Annotated in this window: 16 protein-coding genes; 10 read left to right on the forward strand and 6 right to left on the reverse strand. The window is 35.0% G+C overall.

Going from position 1 to position 20,558, the window contains the following annotated elements; all coding sequences use genetic code 11:
• Positions 1-313: 313 nt before the first annotated feature.
• The 4 genes from IPJ83_02880 to IPJ83_02895 all read right to left on the reverse strand — a co-directional run bounded on the left by IPJ83_02880 (position 314) and on the right by IPJ83_02895 (position 5,167).
• Positions 314-577 (reverse strand): hypothetical protein, encoded by a 264-nt coding sequence (locus IPJ83_02880; GenBank protein MBK7879493.1) that lies wholly within the window; start codon positions 575-577, stop codon positions 314-316.
• 277 nt (positions 578-854) lie between these two features.
• A complete protein-coding gene (locus IPJ83_02885; GenBank protein ID MBK7879494.1) occupies positions 855-3,206 on the reverse strand; it encodes a T9SS type A sorting domain-containing protein in 2,352 nt (783 codons plus the stop codon).
• Between the two features lie 67 nt (positions 3,207-3,273).
• On the reverse strand, positions 3,274-4,026 hold the full coding sequence (locus IPJ83_02890) for a carbonic anhydrase (GenBank protein ID MBK7879495.1): 753 nt from the start codon (positions 4,024-4,026) through the stop codon (positions 3,274-3,276).
• Positions 4,027-4,681: 655 nt separating this feature from the next.
• The gene (locus tag IPJ83_02895; GenBank protein ID MBK7879496.1) at positions 4,682-5,167 is read right to left on the reverse strand and encodes a nuclear transport factor 2 family protein; all 486 of its coding nucleotides are present in this window, start codon (positions 5,165-5,167) and stop codon (positions 4,682-4,684) included.
• Between the two features lie 560 nt (positions 5,168-5,727).
• Here IPJ83_02895 and IPJ83_02900 point away from each other — a divergent pair.
• From IPJ83_02900 to IPJ83_02945, 10 genes are all read left to right on the forward strand, one after another.
• Positions 5,728-7,017 (forward strand): nucleotide sugar dehydrogenase, encoded by a 1,290-nt coding sequence (locus IPJ83_02900; GenBank protein MBK7879497.1) that lies wholly within the window; start codon positions 5,728-5,730, stop codon positions 7,015-7,017.
• A gap of 9 nt (positions 7,018-7,026) precedes the next feature.
• Positions 7,027-8,331, forward strand: a complete 1,305-nt coding sequence (locus IPJ83_02905; GenBank protein MBK7879498.1) for a UDP-glucose/GDP-mannose dehydrogenase family protein — start codon at positions 7,027-7,029, stop codon at positions 8,329-8,331.
• 212 nt (positions 8,332-8,543) lie between these two features.
• Positions 8,544-9,671, forward strand: coding sequence for a DegT/DnrJ/EryC1/StrS family aminotransferase (locus IPJ83_02910; GenBank protein MBK7879499.1), 1,128 nt, complete (start codon positions 8,544-8,546; stop codon positions 9,669-9,671).
• Between the two features lie 4 nt (positions 9,672-9,675).
• Positions 9,676-10,260 (forward strand): N-acetyltransferase, encoded by a 585-nt coding sequence (locus IPJ83_02915; GenBank protein ID MBK7879500.1) that lies wholly within the window; start codon positions 9,676-9,678, stop codon positions 10,258-10,260.
• Positions 10,257-11,222 carry a Gfo/Idh/MocA family oxidoreductase gene (locus IPJ83_02920; protein MBK7879501.1) on the forward strand — a complete coding sequence of 322 codons (966 nt, stop codon included), beginning with the start codon at positions 10,257-10,259 and terminating at the stop codon, positions 11,220-11,222. Before IPJ83_02915 ends, IPJ83_02920 begins: the two co-directional genes overlap by 4 nt.
• Before the next feature lie 40 nt (positions 11,223-11,262).
• Positions 11,263-12,366 (forward strand): UDP-N-acetylglucosamine 2-epimerase (non-hydrolyzing), encoded by a 1,104-nt coding sequence (wecB, locus tag IPJ83_02925; GenBank protein MBK7879502.1) that lies wholly within the window; start codon positions 11,263-11,265, stop codon positions 12,364-12,366.
• Between the two features lie 5 nt (positions 12,367-12,371).
• Positions 12,372-13,940: a heparinase II/III-family protein gene (locus tag IPJ83_02930; GenBank protein MBK7879503.1), complete on the forward strand. Its 1,569-nt coding sequence runs from the start codon at positions 12,372-12,374 to the stop codon at positions 13,938-13,940.
• A complete protein-coding gene (locus IPJ83_02935) occupies positions 13,933-15,120 on the forward strand; it encodes a glycosyltransferase family 4 protein (protein ID MBK7879504.1) in 1,188 nt (395 codons plus the stop codon). The genes IPJ83_02930 and IPJ83_02935 overlap by 8 nt, the downstream gene beginning before the upstream one ends.
• Positions 15,117-16,235, forward strand: coding sequence for a glycosyltransferase family 4 protein (locus IPJ83_02940; protein ID MBK7879505.1), 1,119 nt, complete (start codon positions 15,117-15,119; stop codon positions 16,233-16,235). The genes IPJ83_02935 and IPJ83_02940 overlap by 4 nt, the downstream gene beginning before the upstream one ends.
• Positions 16,217-16,795: a hypothetical protein gene (locus IPJ83_02945; GenBank protein ID MBK7879506.1), complete on the forward strand. Its 579-nt coding sequence runs from the start codon at positions 16,217-16,219 to the stop codon at positions 16,793-16,795. Before IPJ83_02940 ends, IPJ83_02945 begins: the two co-directional genes overlap by 19 nt.
• 37 nt (positions 16,796-16,832) lie before the next feature.
• Here IPJ83_02945 and IPJ83_02950 read toward each other — a convergent pair whose 3' ends face one another.
• Together IPJ83_02950 and purD are read right to left on the reverse strand one after the other, a co-directional pair.
• Positions 16,833-19,283 carry a bifunctional UDP-N-acetylmuramoyl-tripeptide:D-alanyl-D-alanine ligase/alanine racemase gene (locus IPJ83_02950; GenBank protein MBK7879507.1) on the reverse strand — a complete coding sequence of 817 codons (2,451 nt, stop codon included), beginning with the start codon at positions 19,281-19,283 and terminating at the stop codon, positions 16,833-16,835.
• A gap of 3 nt (positions 19,284-19,286) precedes the next feature.
• The gene (gene purD / locus IPJ83_02955) at positions 19,287-20,558 is read right to left on the reverse strand and encodes a phosphoribosylamine--glycine ligase (protein MBK7879508.1); all 1,272 of its coding nucleotides are present in this window, start codon (positions 20,556-20,558) and stop codon (positions 19,287-19,289) included.

A 20,558-nucleotide genomic window follows, 5' to 3' on the forward strand; every position in this document is an offset into this window, starting at 1 on the left:
AAAAAAAAAAATTAAGACATAGAATAAATTTAAATTTAATTATAAATTTTCATTATACATTTTAAATATAATTGAAAATAGTTTGTCTATCCAATGACTGATTTAAAAACTAAATAATCTAATTAAAGGGAAAATGGTTTGCAAATAAGGTTAGACGAGTAATCTCTAATATTTAAATATTGTCTAAAGTAGACATTACAATTTTCTTTAAATGAAAATTAAATTCTTTTACAAGAAAAATTTATACATCAACAAAAAAGATGTATCCAATATTTTAACTATTAGATAGTACCGAATTGATTTGCAAGAATTATTATGCTGCTAACCTGGGAGGCTGCCAGATTTTGGACAAATGATTAGCATATTTAAAATTATTCTTATATGCAATAATATCGTTCTTTTCAATAGTAGCTATTGCCAAAATTTCCTTGACATAGTAAACTGTAGGTAGTTCCAAAAAATCAGATGATATTAAACTTACATTCGACTTGAATGGTAACTTCATATCTTTATCATAATCCTCATCAATTGTAAGATGATGTGCATAATGAATGGCAATAAACTTGAATAAATTCATTTCAGGGTCTTGGCTGCTATGTTCCAAATAATGCTCAATCAAAGTTGAAATCCTCAGTAGTTGGAAAAATTCAGATTTGCCCAGGAGGAACACAATTAAAATGGATATGGCCACAAATTTTCTCACCAAACGCAAATATACCTCAGTTATAAGAAACCCAACGGAAAATAAGATAAAATGTTTTGAATCATAAAATAAATTTGAAGTATTTCATAAGTGTTTTAAGCAATACCTTCCTGTGGGTTATTTCACCAGTATGGATTTACTACTCCAAATATTAATCATTTAGGACTATTTTTCCTGTTTTACAAAATGCTTTACCACAAATTTTCCAGATGTATAAACCAGATTGAGAAAGTTTAACAGGGATAGAAATTAATTGTTCTGTATTTATATTCTCCAGATTTTGGCTGAACAATAGCTGTCCTTGTACACTGAATATATTAAGTTGGACGGATCCTTCATAAAGATTTTGGATAAATTTAAGTTGCAAATTTTCCCGTGTTGATGGATTGGTAAAGTAAAAGAAATCTGCTATCTTGTTATGGTAACTGCTGACCCCAACAGGGGCTTTACTCAAAATGGGCACTTGATAAAAGCTTAATGCACCTATATATCTGGAATTCTTAATATAAGGTCCCTGATAGATTGTTGATGTATTATGATAGTAAATTTCAGGCAAGTAAGTTAAAAAATTTCCCCCAGCGCCGGTTTTGAGATCTAAAAATATGGTGTCATTACTGGTACTTATTTCATTGATTACATAGGGCAAGTCATCCAGATAAAAATAATCTTTTAGTCTGATGTTAACATTGGCTACCGTGGTATCACCGGGAATGATAAATTCCTTAACACCTGGTTCGAATATCAGTGCGATTCTGTTTTTATCCGATGAAGTGTAAAAAGCATACTTGAGATTTGGGGCAGAAATATCCTGAAGATCCTGCTTGTTGTAAAAATCTCTTTCTACCAGGGGTGTGAGCCATTCTGCAAGTTTTTTATATCCATTAACCGAATAGTGACAACCATCATGTTCAGGCAGGCCGTTGGTGCTCATTACCGTAATGTCTTGGTAGGATTTTGGAAGATTTCGTTGGACTTCGCGGACACCGCTATTATCACCTGTACCACAGCCATGATGTATTTGAACAACATAGATTTTTTGAAGTTTCGGGTAGTCATTTTTCCAATCCTGGTAAAGCGCTAGGAAATTTTCAAAGTATTGTGGTGTAGCATTGCTTTCACCCTGATACCAGAAAAGGATTTTGGCTGAATGCGCAAGTTTTGATTGATTAGCTCGATAGAGAAGGCTGCCATAAATTCCGTTAGGTTCATAAGGGTTTAAATCATTGCGCTGGTGTTGCTGTATGGTAGTTCCTCCTACGCCACCGTTAATTACACAGACAGGTACTTTATGATTATTTACAATATTTTTTGCAAGCTGCATTCCCCATGCACCGATATTCGGACCACCTCCATATCCTGTTGCGATGGCGTGAGTAAAGAAGGTGTCTTTTTTGTCTTGTGAATAATTGAGGCCAAATGTTTTTATAAACGGATCAGAATCGGTTGATCCACCAAAAATGGAATTAGATTGTCCATTAATCAGAATTACATCTCCACACAAAAGGTGGTCCCGAATATATAATGAACTGTCTCTGTCAGGAGCTTGTGCAGTTAATTCAATTCGATAATCTGAAAGCCCAGATAAAAGAATTGGAGAAAATTCATACAGAGCTTTTTGTTCTTTGAAATTAAGCTTTACGGAAGTTTTGGATTTCAATTCTTTATTTTCGAATAATTTTAAGTGTACCGAATCAAAGTGAGCATCAAAGCAGTATCCCTTCACGTCAAATTTACAATAGTCATTTTCATCTCTTGCATAAAAGTGATGATTTCCCGGAACAGAAACCAGGCTTGAATCAAGGATTGGTGGTCCGGGTATTTTGTATTCTGTCATCAGTTTTTTCTGAATAGAATCTCTGGTAACTTTGGGAAGCAATCCAGAAAATAAAATGATACAACTTATATTGCCATTATAAAAATAAGATCTGTTATATGCACCAATGAATAAAGTCGAATCGGTGTTAGTTGGGCAATATGCAGAATCGGCGAATTTACCGTTTACATAGAATGCTCCATTTTGTGTGCTTTGGTTGTATTCAGCAATGATCAAAGCGGGATCTAAACCTGGATCGACAGTGGAGACAACCTGGCTGTTAAAATTTCCCTGATGCAGCATTTGAGGATTAGTATTTCCTGCCAACCATAGCGTTCTGTTTGCTCCTCCTAAAATGTTATAGGAAGGAGCATTCGTTTTAACAATTAGAAACAATGTGTAATCCTTTTGAACAGGAAAAACAGGGGGTAGATCCAAGTACGCGCTACTCCCATTTAATTGAATTGCAGGCAAGCCATTAATTCCGTTTTTTATTAATTTTGGTCTGGCCTTCTGATTGGTTTGTATCGCATTTATGTCCGTTGTATGGTCTTTCCAGGAAACGACACTGCTGTCTGTACCAAGACTTACCCCAGTATTTGCATTCAGATGAAATATTGGTTTAAAGTTCTGCTGGCCATTTGTTGTAAGACTGTAGAGAAAATGTACTATAATTAAAAAACGTCCCACTGACATAGGTTTGTTGAACAAGGTAAGCAGGAATTTTATAATTTTCAACAAATTTATAAAAGCAGGACTATGGTAAATTAAATCCCGTAAAGTTTTGGGCGAGACTTATAGAAGAATCTACTATATTTTCTTTTAACATTTCAATTTTCCCATCTTCAAGATGATACATTGCACCTACTATGAGTATTTCTTTTTTGTTTATTAATTCTTTAAGATAAGGATCAGAATGTTTTAAATAATTAACACCATGAATCACATTCGCCCGAACAGCGGCATCAAAGTAATTGGTCTGATTTTCATCCAGGATTGCCTCCTCCTCTTCGGATTTAATATAATTTATTATGGACTGAATATGGTCGCCCGAGATATCATTTTTATGCTCAATGAATGCGCCAATCGCACCACAGTTTTCATGCCCAAGAACCACGACTAAACGGGCATTTAGATGTTCAACTGCATATTCAATGCTTCCGAGTTCAAAGTCGCCAATTACATTCCCTGCAGTGCGAATAACAAAGATATCGCCAAGACCCTGATCAAAGATTAGTTCTGGGGGAACTCTAGAGTCCGAGCAAGATACTATTATTGCAAAGGGATGCTGACCTTTTTGTAATTCTTTTATTCTAGAAAGGGTCTGGTCCGGATGTAAAGGGCGCTCTGTCATAAATCTTTCATTACCCTGAATAAGTCTTTCTAAAGAAGAGTTGACATCGAGCTCGAGTAAGTGGCAAGTGGATTTAGCTTTAGTGCATCCCAAAATATAGAAGCTGATCAAGATACACGACACACAAACAGAATATAAATATTTTACTGGTTTCATGGTCAGAAGTTATTATTCATGATATCTATACCTAACTGTTTAACATTGTGAGCTGAAACTTCCCAAATAAACGATCCCATCCGGTAAATCCATTGACCAATATCACGACTATTTCATTTCGTTTCAAATAATTTCAGCAATCCTAATGTGACTAATTTTCGATACCATTTTTGTTCGATTTTACCATGGCAAAAATCAACACTATAACCTAACTCTAACTGCCAGCAAATACCAAATCACTCTTCATGATTTAAGCTAAAATGCCCAAGGAAATTATTTATATTAACTCGCCAAATTCAACTAGGTCAATAAAACAAAAATATTAAAATTAAGACATTCGACAAATGACCATCATCATGCTATTAAATGATTTTAATTTAGTGGAGAAGCTAATGGGTTATAGAAATCGTTGGGATGGTCAGATACAAAATTAGAGACTAATTCTCAAAAGGAATTGTTTGTAATCCGTGCAGACGATTTGTTTTCTAATTTTAGAAAAAGTAAAATTTGAGTGAGTTTAATTCCAAATATGTAATTTATTTCTTTAAAATGAACGTGTTTTATAGACTTATTCATGGTAAAAAAATGGGACCTTCATTTGAAGGTCCCATTTTCTTTATTGTCGGATCAGAGGGAATAAGATTTTTTTTATTAATTATTTCTTATCTGAAGTGGAACTAACGTTCATGTCTCTAACACAAACATATTTGCCATCCCGCTTTTGAAAAAGTGACATATAATGACCCTTTTTTGTTTCAGCCCCAGTGGAGTCTAATCGAGTCCAGGACCCGATTTCTACTGCCATGTTACCATCAGCGAAGAGATCTACCACCTTGTAAACGTTTGAACTATTGGTACTGTCTTTGGCAATATCGTCAGCTATTTTTGCCTGGATGGCAGCCTTTCCTGAAACCGGTTCGGAATTTCTACCATAGCTAATCGCGTCATCACTATAATAAGCAGCCACTGCAGCAGCATCTTTAGCTTTTTCTCCTGCAGCAAAAGCATCTTCCATTTTTTGGATGTCCATTTTTAAAGCATCCATGTCAATGGGTTTTGGAGCCTCAACAGGTTTCGCGCATGAACTAAGGAATAGAGCAATTCCTCCTGCCAGAATGGACAATTGTTGGTTAACTTTCATTTTAATTTGTTTTGTTTGTTTAAATAATTTTGCAATTTAGGAAAATTATTTAACTTCTATTAGATTAGAGTTCAGGAAGATGAAATCTAATTTTGATAAATTCTTTCCAAATTTTATACCCAAATATGTTGAGAGTAAATTCACTGTATTGAATAAGCAACAATTCTTGATAAATGGAATTATTCAGAATAGACTAGTGAAAAAGCATTATTGATAATTATACAAATATCCATTCCAGATAGTCCAATGCCAAATCCTGAAAACTTTGCTAAAATTGTTAAGGTTAGTTTATTCCTTTGAAAATGCGAACATTATTTTACGAATAATCAAGCCACCCACACCAGAAAGTCAGTGACGTAAATGATTATAAAAAGTTGTAAAACACAGAAATACAAATTAAAATAGTTTATATATATAAGTTTTAATACTGTATCTTTCATGAATACCCCAAATCGAGTAATTTTGTTGCTCATTTTGTTTTAAGTTTTACATAACCATTATTGCATAAACGGGAAAAACGAAATTGTGAAGCCCTCAAAAGGGCTTGAAAAAAGTAGCTTATGTTCGAAGATTTATTAAACAAGAGAAAATCCATCGGAATTGTAGGTCTTGGATATGTTGGACTTCCTCTGGCTCTTGTGTTGGCAAAAAAATTTAAAGTAATTGGCTTTGACATAAACCTCTCCAGGATCAATAAGATGAAGGAGCATATAGATCCTTCAAGGGAACTTAGTCCTACCGATTTTGAAGGTACAGATATTGAATTCAGTACTGAATTAAGTGATTTAGCCAAAGCCAGCTTTTATATTGTTGCAGTACCAACGCCAGTAGATGAACATAAGGTCCCTGACTTAAAACCGATTTTAGGTGCAACAAGCTCTGTTGCAAAAGTTTTGAAGAAGGGTGATTATGTCATTTATGAATCTACAGTTTACCCTGGTTGTACTGAGGAAGACTGTAAACCCATACTGGAAAACATTTCAGGGCTAAAATTTGGCTTGGATTTTAAGTTGGGATATTCACCTGAAAGAATAAATCCTGGTGATAAAAGCAGGACACTGGAAAATATTTTAAAAATTGTATCAGGTAGTGATGAGGAAGCACTGGACAACATATCAAAAGTTTATGGCACAATTATTCATGCAGGAATTTATAAGGCAAGCAGCATTAAAGTAGCTGAAGCGGCAAAGGTTATTGAAAACACGCAGAGGGATCTCAACATTTCCTTTATGAATGAACTCTCTATTATTTTTGATCGCATGGGAATTGATACGCGTGAAGTGATTGAAGCTGCAGGTACAAAATGGAATTTCTTAAAATTCTATCCCGGCCTAGTTGGGGGCCATTGTATTGGAGTGGATCCATACTACCTCGTGCATAAAGCTAAGGAGTTAGGATATGACCCACAAGTCATATTAAGTGGTAGGAGAATAAACGATGGAATGCCCGCTTTTGTAGCTAAAAAGTTGGTCCAGTTGTTGATTTCCAAAGAAAAAAATCCTGGTAGTTGCAAAGTCTTGATTCTTGGTATCACCTTTAAAGAAAACGTATCAGATATTCGCAATTCCAAGGTTGCAGATTTGTATCATGAATTACATGCTTATTCCGTTCAAGTTGACGTTGTTGATCCTTATGCGGATCCTGAAGAAACGGAAGAAGAGTATGGAATTCATATTAAAGCTCATCCGGACAATGATTATGATGCAATAATTGTAGCAGTTGGGCATGATGAATTCAGGAAGATGACCATGGAGGATTTTAAAAAACTGATGAAAGAAAAGCCCGTTTTAATAGATTTGAAGGGATTGTATTCGCGTCCAGATGATACAGTACATTATTGGCGCTTATAAAGTGGAAATATGAAAATTGCAGTAATTGGAACAGGGTATGTAGGTTTAGTGACTGGAACTTGTTTTGCAGAAACAGGTCATCATGTGATTTGTGTGGATAACAATCAAGAAAAGGTGACCAGACTTCAACATGCCGATATTCCAATTTTTGAGCCTGGTTTAGAATTATTATTTGATAGAAACACTCGCGACAAAAGACTATCATTTACCACTGAATTAAAGGCTGCTGTGGATTTTGCAGAAATTATTTTTCTGGCTTTACCAACTCCGCCAGGAGAAGATGGCTCCGCAGACCTGAGTTACGTTATGCAAGTTGCAGAGGAACTTTCTGGATTAATTACACACTATACGGTCATTGTGAATAAAAGTACTGTTCCTGTAGGTACTGGTGAAAAAGTAAAAGAAATTTTATCAAAGAAATTACGGCCTGAAGAATTTGACATCGTTTCAAATCCTGAATTTCTTCGAGAGGGTGTCGCCGTGGATGATTTTTTAAGACCAGACCGGGTAGTGATTGGAACCCAAACAGAACGGGCAACAAAAAAAATGAAGGAATTGTATGAACCCTTTGTAAGGCAGGGGAATCCTATCTATATCATGGATTTACGCAGTGCAGAACTTACAAAATATGCAGCAAATGCCTATTTAGCCGCACGGATCAGTTTTATGAATGAAATGGCTAATTTGTGCGAGGCTACTGGTGCCAATGTTGACATGGTTAGGATTGGTATGGGTTCAGACAACCGTATAGGAAAACGTTTTTTATTTCCAGGGGTTGGTTATGGGGGTTCTTGTTTTCCAAAGGATGTAAAGGCACTTTACCATACTGCCGAAAATCATGATTACCATTTTAGGATTCTTAAGGCAGTCATGGAGGTGAATGAAATTCAGAAGAAAATCCTTAGTGATAAAATTTATAAATATTTCAAAGGTGATTTGCGGGGGAAAAAGATTGCAATCTGGGGACTTGCCTTCAAACCTAATACAGATGATATTCGTGAGGCTCCGGCAATGCAAATTATTTCTGAACTTTTGTCAGAGGGTGCCATCATTTCAGCTTATGATCCGGAAGCCAATAAAAATGTAAAAGTAATATTTGGAGATCGTATCGAAATTACAGAAGAAATGTATTCCGTACTAGACAATGCTGATGCATTGGCGATTATTACAGAGTGGAGTGTTTTTCGATCACCTGACTTTGATCAAATGATTAAACAGATGAAGAATCCGCTCATTTTCGATGGTCGAAATGTTTTCGAACCAGAAAAAGTGAGAGAAAAGGGCTTTGATTATTTTAGTATTGGGCGGGAATAATTCTGTAATGTCCAAATGATTTATATTAAAAAAAATTACAGTTATAGGAAATTTTTTAAAGGGACTTAAAAATGATATATTAGTTAAATGAATTTTAGTTGAACAAAAAAGTATGTCCATCTAATTATTCTAGAAGAAAATTAGTAACTTATTTTAAGTCTGTAAAAATATATTTTAAACCAATCGCAAAGAAATAATAAAAATAAAATACCATGATAAAATTACAAATGGTTGATCTCGTTTCACAGTATCATAAAATCAAACCTGAAGTGGATGCTGCTGTAATGGAGGTAATGGGGAAGGCCATGTTTATTGGTGGAGAAAAGGTGAAGTCCTTTAAAGAAAATTTGGAAACCTATTTAGGCGTGAAACATGTGATCCCTTGTGCCAATGGAACTGATGCATTACAAATTGCATTTATGGCACTTGATTTACAACCAGGAGACGAAGTCATTGTACCTGCATTTACTTATGTTGCAACAGCCGAGGTCATAGCATTGTTGAAATTGAAACCTGTTATGGTTGATGTTTATAAGGATGATTTTAATATTGACACAGAAGCTATCCGTGAAGCCATTACAGCTAAAACAAAAGCAATTGTTCCAGTGCATTTATTTGGTCAGTGTGCTGATATGGAAGCCATCATGAAAATTGCTGACGAGCATAATCTTTATGTTGTTGAAGATAATGCTCAGGCGATTGGCGCGAATTTTTATTATCACGATGGAAGGAAAGCAAAAGCAGGGACAATAGGGCACATAGGATGTACTTCTTTTTTTCCTTCCAAAAATCTTGGATGTTATGGAGATGGAGGAGCATTATTTACAAATGATGAATCACTTGGTAAAATAATTACAATGATTGCTAATCATGGGCAGTCAGTTCAATATTATCACGATGTCGTAGGAGTAAATTCAAGATTGGATTCCATTCAGGCAGCAATATTGGATATTAAACTAAAACACTTGGATGATTACATAGCAGCGAGGGTTAAGGCTGCTGATTATTATGATAAAAGATTTGCAGGTCATCCGGACATCATCACGCCAGTAAGAAATGTTCACGGAAACCATGTATTCCACCAATATACTTTAAGGATCACAAATGGTAAACGAGACGCGCTGAAAGAATTTCTGAGCCTTAGTCAAATTCCATGTGCCATATACTATCCGCTTCCTTTATATGATCAAAAGGCATTTAAATCCTTTAGTGGATCCTTAAGTTATCTTCCTGTTACTGATGTTTTATGTAAGCAGGTTTTATCTCTGCCAATTCATACAGAGTTGACAGAAGAAATGCAAGACATCATTATAGACAAAGTAATTGAATTTTTATCTTGAAAATATGAATGATAAGACAAAATTCTTTGTCCACGAAACCGCTGTTGTCGATTCTGATTGTTCGATAGGAGAAGGCACTAAAATCTGGCACTTTTCACACATCATGTCGAGATGTATAATTGGTAGGAATTGTAACTTAGGCCAAAATGTGGTGGTCAGTCCGGAGGTTATTTTAGGAAATAATGTAAAGGTTCAAAATAATGTTTCTATATACACAGGTGTAATTTGTGAGGATGATGTTTTTCTTGGGCCATCCATGGTATTCACTAATGTAATCAATCCAAGGTCTGCTGTCATAAGAAGAGATCAATATTCCAAAACGCTTGTCCGGAAAGGAGCATCAATAGGAGCTAATGCAACGATTGTTTGTGGACATGACATTGGGCAGTTTGCTTTTATTGGTGCTGGTGCAGTTGTTACTAAGGAAGTCCCTGATTATGCTTTGGTAGTAGGAAATCCAGCTCGTCAGATGGGATGGATGAGTGAATATGGACATAAGTTGGAATTTGATCTGGATGGATTCGCTTTTTGTCCTGAATCAGGACAGAAATATAAATTAGAACATTCAAAAGTTACCAGAATATCATGAATGAAAAATTTGCCATAGTTGGTGCAGCAGGTTACATTGCGCCACGTCATATGAAAGCCATTAAAGAAACCCAAAACAATTTGGTGGCTGCATATGATAAAAATGATTCAGTAGGAATAATTGATAGTTATTTTCCAGGGGCTGATTTTTTTACAGAATTTGAACGCTTTGACCGACATTTGGAAAAAATCAAGCGACAAGGGAATGCCATTGATTATTTGAGTGTTTGTTCACCAAATTATCTGCACGATGCACACATCCGTTTTGGGCTAAGATTAGGAGCTCATGTGATTTGTGAAAAACCGCTTGTACTTAATCCGTGGAACATTGATGGTCTGATGGAAATCGAAAATGAAACAGGATGCAAAGTTAACACCATTCTTCAATTGCGACATCATCCAAAAGTAAAGGAACTTAAGGAAAAAATTGCATCTGAAAATCGAAAGGAAAAGCACGAAGTAGATCTTGTATACATCACTTCAAGAGGTAAATGGTATTATACTTCCTGGAAAGGGGACATACATAAATCGGGAGGCATCGCAACCAATATTGGTGTCCATTTTTATGATCTTTTAGGTTGGTTATTTGGAGACCTTCAGGAAAATATTGTGCACGTACAAACACATGATCGTGTAGCAGGTTACTTGGAATATTCTCGCGCCAGGGTTAGATATTTCCTAAGTATAAATGAACAGACCTTGCCAGAAACAATCTTATCTGAAGGAAAAAAAACGTACAGGTCATTGCAAATAGATGGTCAGGAATTTGAATTCAGTGAAGGATTTGGTGACTTGCATACGGTTTCCTATCAACATATTTTGGATGGAAGTGGATTTGGTTTGAACGATTCCAGAAAATCAATAGAAACTGTTTATGGCATTCGTTCTGCAATTCCATTAGGCTTGGTTGGCGATTATCATCCTTATGCTAAAAAGCCAATTGCCAAACACCCATTTGATTGATGCAAAAAAAAACATTTGGTTCAACCAAATCATTTAGAATATGAAAATCCTCAGTATTGTTGGAGCGCGTCCAAATTTCATGAAGGTAGCTCCACTGCATCGAGCTTTTACACATATCGATTCAGGTATTCAATCCAAAATTGTACATACAGGGCAGCACTTTGATGAAAAGATGAGTGAGATTTTTTTCAAACAGCTTGCTCTTCCTAAGCCTGATTATTTTCTTGGTGTAGGTCAGGGATCACATTCAGAAGTAACTGCAAGAATATTGTTGGGATTTGAACCCGTACTGTTAACAGAAAAGCCTGATTTGGTAATTGTTGTGGGTGACGTTACTTCAACTTTAGCCTGTGCGTTAGTTGCTCAAAGAAATGGCGTTAGACTGGCGCATGTGGAAGCAGGTTTACGTTCCGGTGATCGTAATATGCCTGAAGAAATAAACAGAATACTTACGGATCAAATTTCGGATTTTCTTTTTACCACTGAAAGGTCTGCTTATTCCAATTTAGTAAAAGAAAATGTACAAGCGGATAAGATTCATTTTGTTGGAAATTGTATGATTGATTCACTTGAATTTTATTCTGAACTTACAATGAATAGGGATGTTTGCCGGCAATTTGATGTTGTGCCGAATGAGTATGTTATAATGACCATGCATCGTCCATCCAATGTTGATTCAATGGAAGGATTGATAAAAATTTATCAAATGCTAAAGGGAATTGAACATCATCCATTGAAGGTGATTTTTCCAATGCACCCTCGTACTAAAGCAAAGCTGATTGAATTCAATTTACTGCAGGAATTTACCCAACTTAAAAATTTAATCATCACTGAGCCATTGGGATATATTGAATTTATTACCTTAATGCGTTATGCCACTCTAATTTTGACGGATTCAGGTGGGGTACAAGAAGAAAGTACATATCTTAAAATACCTTGTTTAACTTTTAGAAAATCAACTGAAAGACCCATTACCGTTGAGATAGGCAGCAATTTATTGTTAGATGAATTAAATCCGGAAATAGCCATAGTAAAGTGTAATGAAATTTTGGAGGGCAGAGTGAAAGAATCTGGCGTTCCTGAATTGTGGGATGGGATGGCATCCATTCGGATAATGGATGTCCTTAGGCATACAATCAATTAGTAAACATGAATTTGGGACTTTATTTAAGAACATTGACAAAGCTTAGGGCATCCCAAATTTATTTTCAAGTTTATTATAGAATCAAAGGCATCTTACCCCAAAAAAATTATCAAAGATACTTTACGAAGGAAATATTTCCATTAGAGACAATTTATAAACCTGTTTACACTGGTCTAAAGCAAAGCGGATGTAATAAATTTTCTTTACTCAACATAAGCCATGATTTTGGGGAGCTTATTGATTGGAATATTTCTGTACATGGCAGATTGTGGAATTACCACCTTCAATATCTTGATTTTTTAAGTGATGTAGGATTAGAACTTCATGAGCGTTTAGCTTTGTTGGAGGATATATCAAATTGTATATTAGAAGGAAGTTTAAGATTAGAACCTTATCCGGTGTCTATAAGGTTAATTAATACTTTGGTCTTTTTTCATGGAATACCGGAGAGGAACGTTCTTATTGAAAAAGCAGTATTGAAGCAAATTGATTTTCTTGAATCAAACCTCGAATATCATATTCTTGCAAATCATTTTTTGGAAAACTTGATTGCGATGTGTTTGGCAGCACACTTTGTAAAAGACCGGATTCTGATCATAAAATTTACAAAACGACTCCTGATCGAATTAGAAGAGCAAATTCTTCCCGATGGAGCGCATTATGAGAGATCCGTGATGTACCACATGAATATATTGAACAGACTGATGATTTTAGTTAGTTTGCAGGATTTAAGTCAGGAAGCTTATTTTCTTTTAAAACGGTACATAACCCTGATGGCATCATGGCTATTTACATTTTCAGAAGAAAACAATGAATTACCCTTATTTCAGGACTGTGCAAGGAACGAATGTTTAAGTCCAGATAAGTTATTGGAAGAATGTAGAAACCTTAAAATACCATACGAATTTATACCATTGAAGGAATCCGGTTATCGAAAGTTTCGACTACAGAATTCTGTTCTGTGGATCAATAGTGGAAACATTTCTCCTGTTTATCAACCCGGACATAGTCATGCGGATTTGCTAAATTTTGTTTTACACATAAACCAAATTCCTCACATCGTAGACACCGGAATTTCTACTTATGAGGTAAATGAACGCAGAAAATATGAACGTGGTTCTGGCGCCCATAATGTTGTCATCATTGATGAAAAAGATCAATCTGAAATGTGGGGGGCTTTTCGTATCGGTAGGAGAGCTAAATTGAAAATAATAAATGAAAATTCAGAATCCTTGGTTAGTGAAGTTTATCAACTTTGTAAACCTGAATGGCGCCACCAGAGAAGTTTTACTTGCCATCCATCAGAATTTGTCATCCACGATTTTATAAAGGGTATAGAGAATTGTACAGGGTGCGCATTGTTTCATTTTGATAGAAATATTACCTCAATATTGATTGATCAAAAAGAAAAATTTGTAGAAGCTGGACAAATAAAGCTATTTTTTGAAGGTGCCCGTCAAATTTATCTGGAAGATTACAAGCAAGCTATTGGGTTTAATCAAATAGAAAATGCACAATGTCTAAAGGTAGATTTTGCAGATATGTTGATCACGAGAATTGAAGTTCATGTCTAGAAGAATTTTATATCTCAGTTATTTTTATTCACCGGATTTGGGGGCGGGATCCTTTCGAAATACTGCCTTGACGCAAGCCCTTTCTAAAAAATTAAATAGCGATGATCATATTGATGTGATGTCTACCCTTCCAAATCGATATAAAATGGATAATTTGATGGCGAGCGTGTATGAGCAGATAAATAACCTATACGTTCACAGATTCAAAGTTGCAAGTCATGGAAATGGTTTTGTGAAACAGATATTTTCATTTTTGACTTTCCGAAAGCAGGTCTTGAATAAAATACACAATCAGAAATATGATCTTGTTTTTGCATCAAGTTCAAAGTTGTTTACTGCATATTTGGCTTATAAAATCGCCAAGAAAAGGGGATTGCCATTGTATGTTGATCTGAGAGATTTGTTTTCAGAGAACTTAGCAGAACTTATTAAAATTCCATTTATAGGTACATTTTTATCCTATATAGTGCGCATTTATTTTGAAAGACCTGTTGTCCAATATGCAACTCATATTAATGTAAATTCAGAGGGATTTTTAGAATCTCTGAAAGGTCTAAGAAATGCAAAAATTAGTTTCTTCCCTAATGGTATTGATGATTTTTTTCTTGGTCATGTGCAAGATGTTCTCTTGGCAAATGAGCCTAAAATTATATGCTATGCGGGCAATATTGGAGAAGGACAGGGTCTTGAAAAAATTATTCCGCCTTTGGCTAAAATATTGGGATCTAAATTTTTGATTAGAATCATTGGCGATGGTTCAACCAAGCATAAATTGCAGAGAGAAATTATCAGTCATGGTTTAATAAATGTGGAAATTCTTCCCCCAGTTCCTAGAAGCGAATTACATCAATATTATTGTCATGCCCATTATTTATTTGTTCATTTGAATGACTACCATTCTTTTAAAAAAGTACTTCCCTCTAAATTATTTGAATATGCATGTTTTAATATTCCTATTGTTGCAGGAGTGGCAGGATATGCAAAAGAATTTATAGAGAAACACATCAAAGACAATGTATTTGTATTTGAGCCATGCGATGTGGACAAAGCTGCAAATTATTTTTTGAATTCTGAATATCAGCTTAAGTCAAGAATTGAATTTATTGATCGTTTTAAACGAACTCAGATCTCTGAAGATATGGCTGATTCAATTATTCAGTATTTACCCTCCGCCACATGAGAATTCTACTCCTCAGTAATTCTGCCTGGAATATTTACAATTTCAGACTTGGATTGATAGAAGCATTAAATGATCTCGGTCATGAGATATATCTATCCAGTCCATTAGATGAATTTGTTTCCAGAATTCCTGCTGATAAATACAAAGAGTTTTATCCAGTAAAACATCTTACTCCAAGAGGGCAGAATCCAAATAAAGATTTATTGTTAATTTTGGAATTGAAAAAAATATTTAATTATTGTAATCCTGATCTGATTTTATTATTTACCATTAAGCCTAATATCTATGGTGGCATTGTATCCCGATATCTAGAAATTCCATTTGTAGTTAATATTACCGGATTAGGATCACAGTTTACTTTGCATAATCGATTTGGATTTATTGTTCAGAAATTATTTCTCATTTCTTTAAAGAAATGTAAACTTGCATTATTTCATAATCAGGAAGATTTGGATTATTTTGTAGAACATAAATTATTATTTCCTGAAAGGGTCTCTGTTGTGAATGGTTCCGGTGTAGATGTAAATAGGTTCAGGCCGGAACCAAGAAAAAGTAAAGATCGATTGGTTTTTCTATTTTCCGGCAGGTTGCTAAGAGAAAAAGGATTAGGTGAGTATATGGAAGCCGCTAAAATTTTAAAAGAGAAAAATCATGCCATAGACTGTTATGTATTAGGACCTATTGAGAGCATTGAGTATGATACGGATCTAAAAAACGAATTTGATCTGGCAAGGCAGAATAAGGATATATTTTATTTTGATGGAACTCATAATGTTATCCCCTTTCTACAAGCTGCAGATGTCTTCGTGCTTCCTTCCTATCGTGAAGGAAGATCAAAGGCTATTTTAGAGGCAATGTCTATGGGTTTACCCATTATTACATGCGATGTTGCAGGATGCAGAGATGTTGTTGTGGATGGAGTAAATGGTTATTTAGTAAGAGAACAGGACCCTGTTAGTCTTTATCATGCCATGGATAAAATGAATAGTTTAAGTTTTGAAGATCGGCAACAGATGGGTTTTTACAGCAGGCAATTTGTTATGGATAAATTTGAGATGAGCAAAGTACAGATCCAATATATACAGGCATTAAAGAAGTGGAAACTAATTGGGTAATGCAATCAGTGAAAAGCTTATATCAAAAAAACAGATTATATTATCAAAAGAGGCTTAGCCTGGTTTTGGAGAGACTAAATTGGAAGAATAAAAGAATTCTTGACCTTGGCTGCGGAGAAATGTTGCTTAAGAATTTTATACAAGGCGATGAGATCGTTGATTATTTGGGTGTAGACAATATTCCATACCAGCATACTCCCGATTTCATTTGTATGGATGTAATACAATTTCTAAGTGAGTATAAGATGGACAATGAACTTATTTTTTGTTTAGGTTTAATAGATCATCTGGAGGTTGAAGCGCAAAATAGATTAATTGAATTACTTTCATTAAAAACTTTTTATAGAATTATAATAAGTAAGTCGAATGAGAATAATATATTATTCAAAAATTTGAACATTGGACGTGAGATCAATTTGCCCAATTGCTTTGTAATCATAGAAAAAATGTATTTATTAAAAATTCCATTTACTTCTAAGATTATTCTTTTAAAATATTTTGGCGATATATTTGCTACAGAAATAATTTATTACTTAGCAAAAAAAGTTGAGCCTAAATGATGTATGAAAATTTATTTTTTTTAATGTTTAGTTGACATTAATCCTCTAAAAATATTCTTTTTACTCTTGGCGAGATACCACATAAAATTTCATAAGGTATTGTTTCACTTACTTTAGCTAAATTTTCAATGGGAATATGGTTTCCAAAAACTTCGACCTCGTCACCCACTTTGGCTTCAGAGCAATTACTGATGTCTACCATGCACATGTCCATGCAAACTACACCAACAATTGGTATCTCTTTTCCGTGTATCCACATTTTATATTTTTTGGTTCCCGCAATTCTTGGAAGTCCATCTGCATATCCTAGACTAAGAACCGCAATTTTGCTGTCTTTGTTCAACTGGCCCGAACGGTTGTAACTAATGGATTCATCCTTGGCAATATTTTTAATTTGAGTAATTTTAGTTTTTAGAATATGTACTTTCTCCAGTTGCCCACCCACGTTAGGATCACTCTCTATGCCATACATACCAATTCCAAGTCGGACCATATCTAATAGCATATTTGGATGTCTTGCGATTCCTGAACTATTTAAAATATGAAGTAATGGAATGTATCCAATTTGATTAGTAATCATTTTTGCAAATGATTTAAATGTTTTGTATTGTACATTAGTGAATTCATCCCATTTAGCATCACTACTTCCAGAGAGATGACTAAATATTGAACCAATTTTTATATAGGGATTTAATTTGAGAATAGAATTCAATTCCTCTACTTCTTTTTGCTGAAATCCCAGCCGGTTCATTCCAGTTTCAAGTTTAAGATGAATGATACATTGTTTGTGTTGATCTGTTTCTTTGATAAATCTTCTTAATTGATCAATGGAAAATATTTCAGGTTCGAGTCTGTGACTAAGGAGTTCATCAAAATCTGCATTTCCTGTATTCATCACCATAATTGGTTTCTGAATTCCTTTTTGACGCAGCAGGACTCCTTCATCTGTGTATGCTACAGCAAGATAGTCAATGCCGCGGTGCTCAAGATATCGTGCAATTTCATATTGTCCGGATCCATATGCAGAGGCTTTAACCACTGCCATGATTTTTGTTTTTTTGTTGAGGCAGGATTTATAAACACTTATATTGTGTGCAATTGCTTTTAAATTTATTTCCAGTATGCTGTCGTGTCTGGACAATGCAAATTCTGTAAAAAATTTTTCCAAAGTGAAATTTCGAGCACCTTTTATCAGTATGCATTCATTTTTAAATGAGATCTCATCTAGAGATTTCAGAAATTCTTCAGTTGACGAAAAGGATAAAAAGTGAATACTTTCAGGAAGATGAGCTTTTAGTTTTTTAATCTTATTGCCAATTGCAACCACTCTGCTGAAGCCAAATTGTTTTAAGAGATGGGTAATTTCTTTGAATAAAGATATATCATGTTGGCGTGAGGCAAAATCAGAAATAACCAGGCTTCGTTTTAGATTTTGGTTTTGTTGATCCACAAACTGAAACGCAAGTTTAAGAGACTTTAAATCCAAACTGTAACTGTCGTTAATCAAGACACAGCCATAAAGTCCTTCTTTTTGTTCTAATCTTAATTTTAAACCGTGAAATCGATTAATGGTCTCTTGAATAACAAAAGAATCAATTTTATAATGAATGGAAGTAATGATGGCATGCAAAGCATTTTCTATTGCAGATGAATCGGTAAAAGGTAAGTTAAATGAATAGGAAATATTCTTCCATGAAAAATTTAAGGATGTCGTTTGATTTGGATTATTATCTCTGGAGACCACAATTTCATTATGCGGTAAGTATCCCCAAGTTATTGTATTTTTTTTCTTCCGGAGAATTTTATGAATAGCCTCATGATCACCACAATAAAGTAGTAGATTAGAATTTTTAAATAATTTTATCTTTTCGGTTAATTTTTCAGTTTGGCTTTTAAATCCACTTTCGTGGGCATCCCCAATGTTTGTAAAAATTCCGAAATCTGGTTGGATAATTGCTTCTAATCGCGGCATTTCTGACTTCTGTGAAATACCGGCTTCGAAAATAGCTATTTCGTGATTTTTTTCCAATTCAAGAATGGATAAGGCTACTCCAATTTGAGAGTTGTAACTTTTTGGATTTTTACATACTTGTAAATTATTTTGAAGAATTTGTGACAGCCATTCCTTCACAGTAGTTTTTCCATTACTTCCGGTAATTCCTATCACCGGTATTGCGAATTGGTTTCTATGTGCAATAGCTAATTTCTGCAAAGCGGTCAGACTGTTTTTGACTAAAAGAATGCAGCAATTTTCAGGAGCTTTTCTTAAATGCTGACTCACAAAAACTCTTACACCTTTTTCTGCAAGTTCAGGAATGAACTGATCACCATTGGTGTGTTGTCCTTCAAGAGCAAAGAAGATACTTGTTGAAGGGTAGCTTATGTAGCGTGAGTCAGTTTCGACATGACTGACTTTTAATTCAGAATCAAATTGTCCAATGATTCTGGCATTAATAATTTTAGCAATTTCTTCAATTTTGTACTCCATGGTTTAGAGGTCAAACCCTATATCTTTGCGATAGTATTTGCCTTCAAATTTAATTTGTTCAGCCAATTTAGTTGATTTATTTATTGCATCAGATTTGGAATTACCCAAACTGCTCACTGCAAAAACTCTACCTCCTGAGGTAGCAAGAAGATCGTTATTTTTACTAACCCCTGAAAAGAAAATTACAGAATCATTAGATTTATGCTCAGGTAAAGTGATGGATTTATTTTTTTCAAAATCTCCCGGATAACCCCCGCTTACCAGACAAATTGTTGCAGCATATTTTTCCGAAATATCTAATTTAACATCTTCTAATTTATTTTGATCACAAAGAAGAAAGAGTTCAAGCAGATCATTGTCTAGCCTTAGTAAAACAGACTCTGTTTCAGGATCTCCCATACGGCAGTTGTATTCAATTACATACGGCTCACCTTTGACAACAATCAAACCAAAGAAGATGAAACCTTTGTATGGGATGTTTTCATTTTGCAATCCGGAAAGTGTCGGAAGAATTATTCTATCCCTCACCTTCTTCATTAATTCTGTGGATGCAAAACTCACAGGGGAGATGGCACCCATTCCTCCGGTGTTTAAACCTGTATCGCCTTCCCCAATTCTTTTGTAATCTTTCGCTTCCGGAAGTAGTACATATTGAGTTCCATTGGTTAAAACGAAAACTGAAAATTCTATTCCAGATAAAAATTCTTCAATCACTAAATGGCTGGATGCTTTGCCGAATTTCCCACCCAACATCTCTTCGATCTCCATAAATGCCTGCGCTTTTGTCTCGGCAATGACTACTCCTTTACCAGCTGCCAAACCATCCGCTTTGATTACAATTGGCGTATTCATAGTTTGGATATAGTTAAATGCCAATTCCAATTCATACCGGTCAAAAGCTCGATAACCTGCCGTGGGTATATGATGTCTCACCATAAATTCTTTGGCAAACTGTTTGCTTCCTTCCAATCTGGCACCCAAAGCCCCAGGGCCAATCAATATTGGTTTATCAGGAAATTCAGCTTCTTCAATGAGGTCCATAAGACCTTCTGCCAAAGGCACCTCCGGTCCACAAAGAACCAAATCAATTTTTTTATCTCTAATGACCTCCAGAATGCCATTAAAATCATCTGCACTGATGCTAATATTTTCCCCAATTTCAGCTGTACCAGGATTTCCTGGCAGAATATATAGTTTTGTTAGTTTCGGGCTTTGTGCAAGTTTCCAAGCAAATGCATGTTCACGACCACCAGAGCCAATTAGAAGAACTTTCAT

The sequence above is a fragment of the Candidatus Vicinibacter proximus genome (assembly GCA_016713905.1).
In the GTDB taxonomy this organism is placed as follows: Bacteria; Bacteroidota; Bacteroidia; order Chitinophagales; family Saprospiraceae; genus Vicinibacter; species Vicinibacter proximus.